Source organism: Kitasatospora sp. NPDC059571 (assembly GCF_042735675.1).
Classification (GTDB): domain Bacteria; phylum Actinomycetota; class Actinomycetes; order Streptomycetales; family Streptomycetaceae; genus Kitasatospora.
Genome location: NZ_JBHWBW010000011.1, coordinates 36,127 through 40,914 on the forward strand (window position 1 = coordinate 36,127; position 4,788 = coordinate 40,914).

The 4,788-nt window shown below is 77.0% G+C and carries 5 protein-coding genes; 4 read left to right on the top strand and 1 reads right to left on the bottom strand.

Features of this window, described 5'->3' with window-relative positions; genetic code table 11:
- The first annotated feature begins 123 nt into the window (after window positions 1-123).
- From ACFV0G_RS03315 to ACFV0G_RS03330, 4 genes are all read left to right on the top strand, one after another.
- Window positions 124-891, top strand: a complete 768-nt coding sequence (locus tag ACFV0G_RS03315; protein WP_380540782.1) for a (2Fe-2S)-binding protein — start codon at window positions 124-126, stop codon at window positions 889-891.
- Between the two features lie 112 nt (window positions 892-1,003).
- The gene (locus tag ACFV0G_RS03320; RefSeq protein ID WP_380540785.1) at window positions 1,004-1,528 is read left to right on the top strand and encodes a PadR family transcriptional regulator; all 525 of its coding nucleotides are present in this window, start codon (window positions 1,004-1,006) and stop codon (window positions 1,526-1,528) included.
- Entirely contained in the window at window positions 1,525-2,211 is a 687-nt protein-coding gene (locus ACFV0G_RS03325) for an ABC transporter ATP-binding protein (protein WP_380540788.1), read from the top strand. The genes ACFV0G_RS03320 and ACFV0G_RS03325 overlap by 4 nt, the downstream gene beginning before the upstream one ends.
- The gene (locus tag ACFV0G_RS03330) at window positions 2,208-4,430 is read left to right on the top strand and encodes an FtsX-like permease family protein (RefSeq protein WP_380540791.1); all 2,223 of its coding nucleotides are present in this window, start codon (window positions 2,208-2,210) and stop codon (window positions 4,428-4,430) included. Before ACFV0G_RS03325 ends, ACFV0G_RS03330 begins: the two co-directional genes overlap by 4 nt.
- A 40-nt stretch (window positions 4,431-4,470) precedes the next feature.
- On the opposite strand, the gene ACFV0G_RS03335 is transcribed toward ACFV0G_RS03330, so the two are convergent.
- Entirely contained in the window at window positions 4,471-4,740 is a 270-nt protein-coding gene (locus tag ACFV0G_RS03335; RefSeq protein ID WP_380540794.1) for a hypothetical protein, read from the bottom strand.
- Window positions 4,741-4,788: the final 48 nt, after the last annotated feature.

The window sequence follows — 4,788 nt, forward strand, 5'->3', positions numbered from 1 at the left end:
TGCGCCCACCTCCAGATCGGCCGGGGTCGCGGGCCGCGCCGGCCGGCCGGCGCCGCCCGGGGGGCCGCGCCGGCCCCCCCCCCCCGCGGCCCGTAGCCGCGGGGCCGGGGTACTGTCCCCGGCATGACACCGGCCGACGACACCCCCGTAACTCCCGGTCGGGGCGGGGCCGCCCGCCCGCTGCTGGAGCGGGCCGGCCGCCTCGGGCCCTACTTCGCAGTCCGGGGCGGCACCGGGGACGGCCCGCCGCCGGACGGGTTCCGCCCGCTGCGCGAGCTGTACGGGCACGGCGCCGACGGCCCGCTCGCCCGGCGGATCGCGGACGTCGGCCGGCTGCTCGGCACGGACGAGCCGCGGGTGGCGGCCTCCACCGTGCACCTGGGCCTGGCCGCCCGGTTGTGGTCGGTCGCGCTCGGGCCCGCCGTGCTCGGCGGCGCGGTGCCGGACCTCGACCCCGACCGCGTGCACTGGGCCCTTCCGCCGCAGGGGCCGCTGGACCTGTGGCTGCCGCAGCCCCCGGCGCCCGCGGCCGGGCCGTTGGCGGACCGGCTCCACCGGGCGGTGCTCGCCGCCAACCTGGCGCCGCTGGCCGACGCGGTCCGGGCGTACGCCCCGGTGGCGCCGGGGCTGCTGGCGGGCAACGCCGCGTCCGCGCTGGTCGGCACGGTCCGCGTGCTCGCCGCGGCGCCGGGGACGGCCGCCGAGGGCGTCCGTACGGCTGCGGCGCTCGTCCGGGACCTCCTCGGCCGTCCGCCACTGCGCGGGGCCGGAGGCTTCACGGCCGCCGGCGGGAGGTTCCGCCGGACCTCGTGCTGCCTCTACTACCGCGTGCCCGGCGGGGGCGTCTGCGGCGACTGCGTCTTCGACCGCCCGCCGGCCCGCCGGCGCTGACCGGTCCTCCCGCCCGCTGCTGCCTTCCCGCTCCGCCCCGGGTCGGAGGCGCTCAGGTCATTATTCTCTCGATCTATACACTCGATGTATACCTCTGATGTACAGTCAGACCATGAGTGTTCCTCTGACCCTGCTCGGCCTGCTGGAGCGCGAGCCCAGCCACGGCTACGACCTCAAGCGCGACTACGACGCGCTCTTCGGACGCGACAAGCCGCTGCCGTACGGCCAGGTGTACGCCACGCTCGGGCGGCTGGCCCGGGACGGCAAGGTGGTGGTCGGCGAGGCGGAGCCCGGCGACGGGCCGGACCGCAAGCGCTACGTCATCACCGACACCGGCGCGACCGAGTTCGAGACCTGGCTCGCCGACCCGGTCGCCCCCGAACCCACCCTGCAGAGCGTCCTGTTCACCAAGGTCGTGCTCGCGCTCCTGCTCGGCCGCGACGCCGAGCACTACCTGGACACCCAGCGCGCCGCCCACCTGGCCCGGATGCGCGAACTCACCGAGCTCAAGCGCACCGGCCCGCTGGTCGACGCGCTCCTCGCCGACCACGGACTCTTCCACCTGGAGGCCGACCTGCGCTGGATCGACCTGACCGCGGCACGGCTCGACGCACTCGCCGCGGCGGTGCGGCCGTGACCGCACTCATCGAGGCACACGACATCCACCTCGCCTTCGGCGAGACCCCGGCCCTGCGCGGTGCCGCACTGGCGGCGGACGCCGGGGAGGCGGTCGCCGTGATGGGCCCGAGCGGTTCCGGCAAGTCCACCCTGCTGCACTGCCTGGCCGGCATCCTGCGGCCCGACGCCGGCGAGGTCCACTTCGACGGCCGCCGGATCGACACCCTGGGCGAGGGCGCGCGCAGCGCGCTGCGCCGCGACCGGTTCGGCTTCGTCTTCCAGTTCGGCCAGCTCGTGCCCGAGCTGACCGCCGAGGAGAACGTCGCCCTGCCGCTGCTGCTCGGCGGCACCCGCCGGGCCGCCGCCCTCGCCGAGGCCCGGCCGTGGTTCGCCCGGCTCGGCCTGGACGGCCTGGAGGGGCGGCGCTCCGGCGAACTCTCCGGCGGCCAGGCCCAGCGGGTCGCCCTCGCCCGCGGCCTGGTGACGCGTCCCCGGGTGCTGTTCGCCGACGAGCCGACCGGCGCCCTGGACTCGCTCACCGGCGAGCAGGTGATGGACCTGATGACCGCGGCGGCGCGGGAGGAGGGCACCACGATCATCCTGGTCACCCACGAGGCGCGGGTCGCCGCCTACGCCGACCGCGAGGTCGTCGTCCGCGACGGCCGGTCCACCTCGCTCTCCGGCGATCGGATCGCGTCGTGATCCGCTTCGCGCTCCGACTCGCCGTCACCGGCGGGCGCGAGGCCGTCGCCCGGCTCGCGGTGATCACCGCCGCGGTCGCCATCGGCGTCGGGCTCCTGCTCTCCACGCTGGCGAGCATCAACGCCGTCGACAGCGCCAACCGGCGCCCGCTCTGGCTCGACTCCGGGTCCGCCGCCCCCAGCGCGACCGCCGCGGCCCCACTGCTCTGGCGTGCGCACGGCGACCACTACGACGGCCGGGAGATCCAGGAGGTCGACCTCGCGCCGACCGGCCCCACCTCGCCCGTCCCGCCGGGCCTGCCCCGGCTGCCCGCCGCCGGCGAGTACTACGCCTCGCCCGCGCTCGCCCGGCTGCTGGCCGCCACCCCGGCCGACCGGCTCGGCGACCGCTTCCCCGGCCGCCTCGCCGGGGTGATCGGCGACCGGGCCCTGCAGTCCCCGGACTCCCTGGTCGCCGTCATCGGCCGGACCAGGGACGGGATCGAGCAACTGCCCGACGTACGGACCGTCACCGCGATCGCCACCGGCCTGCCCGAGCACTGCACCGACTGCCCGGCCACCGGCGTGCGCGGCGACGCGATGACGCTCATCCTCTCCGTCGTCGCCGGCGCTCTGATCTTCCCGGTGGTCATCTTCATCGGCACCGCGACCCGGCTCTCCGCCGCCCGCCGGGAGCAGCGGTTCGCCGCGATGCGCCTGGTCGGCGCCACCCCCCGACAGGTCGCGCTGATCGCCGCGGTCGAGTCGACGGTAGCGGCGGCGGCCGGCACCCTCGCCGGGTTCGGCCTCTACGGGCTGCTCCGCCCGGTCGTGGCGACCGTGCCGTTCACCGGCATGCGCTTCTTCACCGCCGACCTGGTCCTGCACCCGCTGCAGATCCTCGCCGTCGCCCTGGGCGTGCCGGCGGCCGCGGCGGCCGCCGCCCGGTTCGCACTGCGCCGGGTCACCGTCTCCCCGCTGGGCGTCAGCCGCCGGGTGACGCCCCGTCCGCCGCGCGCCCTGCGGCTGCTGCCGCTCGCCGCGGGCCTCGGCGAGCTCGCCTGGTTCGTCGGCCGCCGGCCGGACACCAGCGGCGGCCAGACCGCGGCCTACCTCAGCGGATTCCTGACGGTGATGCTCGGCCTGGTGGTCGCCGGACCGTGGCTGACCATGGTGGTGGCCCGCGCGGCCGCGCTGCGCACCGGCCGGCCCGCCACGCTCATCGCGGTCCGGCGGCTCGCCGACGATCCGAAGGCCGGCTTCCGGGCGGTCAGCGGGCTCGTCCTCGCCCTGTTCGTCACCACCGCGACGGTCGCCATCATCGGCACCATCAACGCCAACCGCGGCTCCCTGGGCGGGGACAGGCTGACCGTCGCGGCCGTCCAGTACGGCGCCCTGCCGGGCGATCCGCCGATGGCCGACCGGGTCCCGGACGGGGTGCTGGCCGGTCTGCGGGCGGCGGCCGGCGTGCGCGGCGTGGCGGTGCTGCACGCCAACCCCGACCGGATCGGCGCCACCCCCGGCGAGCCCGACTGGGCGACACCCGCCCTGCTGCTCTGCTCCGACCTCGCGCAGATCCCGTTCGTCGGCCACTGCGCGCCCGGGGCGACCGTCGCCGCCGTCCCGATGTCGCAGGTCGTGGACCTGTGGTCGAAACCCGAGGCACAGTGGCCCACCGCGCCGCTCACCCCGCAGGCCGTGGCCGCCCTCCCGGTCCAGATGCTGCTCGCCGACACCGACGGCAGCACCGCCGCCCGGGAGCGCATCAGGACCGCCTTCACCGCGGCCTTCCCCGGTCAGGAGGGCCGTACGGTCGGCGACTGGAGCACCGGCCAGCAGCGTGAACTCGCCGGCTGGCGGCAGCTCGCGAACGTCGTCCTGCTCACCACCCTGCCGATCGCCGGCTGCAGTCTGGCGGTCAGCGTGGTCGCCGGACTCGGCGACCGCAAGCGGCCGTTCGCGATGCTGCGGCTCACCGGCGCCCGGCTGCGGACGCTGCGCAACGTGGTGGCGCTGGAGAGCGCGATGCCGCTGCTGGTGGTGGCCGCGGTCGCGGTCGGCACGGGCCTGCTGGCGGCGCACCTGTTCCTGACCTCGCAGATGCACTACGGCCTGGTCATGCCCGGCGCGGGCTACTTCGCGCTGGTCGCCCTCGGGCTCGTCGCCGCGCTCGGCATCATCGCCGGGACGCTCCCGCTGCTGCGCCGGATCACCGGACCGGAGGCGGCCCGCAACGGCTGACGCCCGTGCCCCCGGCCCGCCCGCCCCCGCGGGGGCGGGCTCAGGCCGCGCCGGCCCGGTCGAGGATGTGGTCCAGCAGGGCCAGCACGGGCGGGAGGTCCTGCGGCCACCGGCCCCGCGGCATCGCGGCCGCGCAGCGGACGGCGGCGGCCAGGGCGGCCACCGCGGCGAGGTCCTCCGGTGCGAGCCGGCTGCCGCGCCGGTGCGCCACCAGCGACCCCTCGGGGCTCGCGTGCAGGTCCAACAGGCGGTGGAGCAGCCGCTCCTGCTCCCCGTCCAGGCCGTGGTAGAGGCCGCGTAAGTCCACCATGACTTTCGCGTCGGGCTACCCCGTGGCACGCACCGCGCGGGCCCGCTC

Excerpts from the sequence above, each read along its gene's own strand:
- ACFV0G_RS03320 (WP_380540785.1), top strand. The coding sequence starts at position 1,004 with ATGAGTGTTCCTCTGACCCTGCTCGGCCTGCTGGAGCGCGAGCCCAGC.
- ACFV0G_RS03335 (WP_380540794.1), bottom strand. The coding sequence starts at position 4,740 with ATGGTGGACTTACGCGGCCTCTACCACGGCCTGGACGGGGAGCAGGAG.
- ACFV0G_RS03315 (WP_380540782.1), top strand. The coding sequence starts at position 124 with ATGACACCGGCCGACGACACCCCCGTAACTCCCGGTCGGGGCGGGGCC.